Genomic DNA, 3,235 nt, shown 5'->3' with positions numbered 1-3,235 from the left:
TCGGAGGGTATCTGTGTGTTGTTTCAGATACCGCACAGTGGACGCGTAGCAACCTTTGTTGGTAAGTCCTCGGCCGATTAGTACCGGTCACCTCCACACGTTACCGTGCTTCCAGTTCCGGCCTATCAACCCCATGGTCTGTAGGGGGCCTTAACCACTCGAAGGTGGTGAGAAACCTCATCTTGGAACAGGCTTCCCGCTTAGATGCTTTCAGCGGTTATCCCTTCCGAACGTAGCCAACCAGCAGTGCCCTTGGCAGGACAACTGGCACACCAGAGGTTCGTCCGTCCCGGTCCTCTCGTACTAGGGACAGCCTTCCTCAAGTTTCTGACGCGCGCGGCGGATAGAGACCGAACTGTCTCACGACGTTCTAAACCCAGCTCGCGTGCCGCTTTAATGGGCGAACAGCCCAACCCTTGGGACCTACTCCAGCCCCAGGATGCGACGAGCCGACATCGAGGTGCCAAACCATCCCGTCGATATGGACTCTTGGGGAAGATCAGCCTGTTATCCCCGGGGTACCTTTTATCCGTTGAGCGACACCGCTTCCACATGCCGGTGCCGGATCACTAGTCCCGACTTTCGTCCCTGCTCGACCTGTCAGTCTCACAGTCAAGCTCCCTTGTGCACTTGCACTCGACACCTGATTGCCAACCAGGCTGAGGGAACCTTTGGGCGCCTCCGTTACATTTTGGGAGGCAACCGCCCCAGTTAAACTACCCACCAGGCACTGTCCCTGAACCCGATCAGGGTCCGAGGTTAGAAGTCCAATACGACCAGAGTGGTATTTCAACGACGACTCCACGAACACTGGCGTGCCCGCTTCACAGTCTCCCACCTATCCTACACAAACCGTACCGAACACCAATACCAAGCTATAGTGAAGGTCCCGGGGTCTTTTCGTCCTGCCGCGCGTAACGAGCATCTTTACTCGTAATGCAATTTCGCCGAGTCTGTGGTTGAGACAGCAGAGAAGTCGTTACGCCATTCGTGCAGGTCGGAACTTACCCGACAAGGAATTTCGCTACCTTAGGATGGTTATAGTTACCACCGCCGTTTACCGGGGCTTAAATTCTCAGCTTCGCACCCGAAGGCGCTAACCGGTCCTCTTAACCTTCCGGCACCGGGCAGGCGTCAGTCCGTATACATCGTCTTACGACTTCGCACGGACCTGTGTTTTTAGTAAACAGTCGCTTCTCTCTGGTCTCTGCGACCACACCCAGCTCACAGCGTAAAGCCGGTCACCAGACGTGGTCCCCCTTCTCCCGAAGTTACGGGGGCATTTTGCCGAGTTCCTTAACCACAGTTCTCTCGATCGCCTCGGTATTCTCTACCTGACCACCTGTGTCGGTTTGGGGTACGGGCCGTGTACCAACTCACTAGAGGCTTTTCTCGGCAGCATAGGATCACTGAATTCGCCTCAATCGGCTACGCATCACGTCTCAGGCTCATGTCGTGCGGATTTGCCTACACAACGCCCTACACGCTTACACCAGGTAATCCATCACCTGGCCCAGCTACCTTCCTGCGTCACCCCATCGCTTGACTACTACACCCAGGGTCTCGTGCATCCCCTTCCAGCTTCCCGAAGGAAGTCCATCCGGTTCAGGACGATTAGCACAGATGATTCACCACTTGGCGCGGATACACGGGTACGGGAATATCAACCCGTTGTCCATCGACTACGCCTGTCGGCCTCGCCTTAGGTCCCGACTCACCCTGGGCGGATTAACCTGGCCCAGGAACCCTTGGTCATTCGGCGGACGAGTTTCTCACTCGTCTTTCGCTACTCATGCCTGCATTCTCACTCGCATGGCCTCCACGGCTAGGTCACCCTGCCGCTTCCATGGCCATACGACGCTCCCCTACCCACCCCGACCGCTACACCACCCCCCGCAGGGAATGATGGACGTATTGTCGGAGTGCCGCGGCTTCGGCGGTGTACTTGAGCCCCGCTACATTGTCGGCGCAGGATCACTTGACCAGTGAGCTATTACGCACTCTTTCAAGGGTGGCTGCTTCTAAGCCAACCTCCTGGTTGTCTTCGCGACCCCACATCCTTTTCCACTTAGTACACGCTTAGGGGCCTTAGCCGGCGATCTGGGCTGTTTCCCTCTCGACTACGAAGCTTATCCCCCGCAGTCTCACTGCCACGCTCTCACACACCGGCATTCGGAGTTTGGCTGACTTCGGTAAGCTTGTAGGCCCCCTAGGCCATCCAGTAGCTCTACCTCCGGCGTGAAACACGTGACGCTGCACCTAAATGCATTTCGGGGAGAACCAGCTATCACGGAGTTTGATTGGCCTTTCACCCCTACCCACAGCTCATCCCCTCAGTTTTCAACCTAAGTGGGTTCGGGCCTCCACGACGTCTTACCGTCGCTTCACCCTGGCCATGGGTAGATCACTCCGCTTCGGGTCCATGATATGCGACTAAAAACGCCCTATTCGGACTCGCTTTCGCTACGGCTACCCCACACGGGTTAACCTCGCCACACACCGATGACTCGCAGGCTCATTCTTCAAAAGGCACGCCATCACCCACCATCCACCAAAGGATGCACAAGCTCTGACGGATTGTAAGCGCACGGTTTCAGGTACTATTTCACTCCCCTCCCGGGGTACTTTTCACCTTTCCCTCACGGTACTAGTCCGCTATCGGTCACCAGGGAGTATTCAGGCTTACCGGGTGGTCCCGGCAGATTCACAGCAGATTTCACGGGCCCGCTGCTACTCGGGAAACATCCACGAGAGCCCAAGAGTTTTCGCTTACCGGGCTATCACCGTCTATGGCAGGCCGTTCCAGACCACTTCAACTAACACCTGGGTTTCTGACTCTCGCCCTACTCGGCAGAATAGAGAAGAATGCTCCCACTACCCCAACCAGACAACCCCTGCCGGGTATCACATCTGGATGGTTTAGCCTCATCCGCTTTCGCTCGCCACTACTCACGGAATCACTGTTGTTTTCTCTTCCTGTGGGTACTGAGATGTTTCACTTCCCCACGTTCCCTCCACACACCCTATATATTCAGATGCGGGTAACACGACATCACTCGTGCTGGGTTTCCCCATTCGGAAATCCTCGGATCTCAGCTCGGTTGACAGCTCCCCGAGGCTTATCGCAGCCTCCTACGTCCTTCATCGGCTCCTGGTGCCAAGGCATCCACCGTACGCTCTTAAACACTTACTAACAAAGATGCTCGCGTCCACTGTGCAGTTCTCAAACAACACA

The 3,235-nt window shown here is 56.0% G+C and carries 1 rRNA gene; it reads right to left on the bottom strand.

Going from position 1 to position 3,235, the window contains the following annotated elements:
- Positions 1 to 57 precede the first annotated feature (57 nt).
- A 23S ribosomal RNA gene (locus tag ON29_RS10455) occupies positions 58 to 3,193 on the bottom strand.
- Positions 3,194 to 3,235: the final 42 nt, after the last annotated feature.

It is taken from the genome of Nocardia exalbida NBRC 100660 (assembly GCF_000308575.1).
Lineage (GTDB): Bacteria > Actinomycetota > Actinomycetes > Mycobacteriales > Mycobacteriaceae > Nocardia > Nocardia exalbida.
Note: the sequence above shows the minus strand (reverse complement) of the source record. Positions and strands in the feature narration are given on the sequence as shown.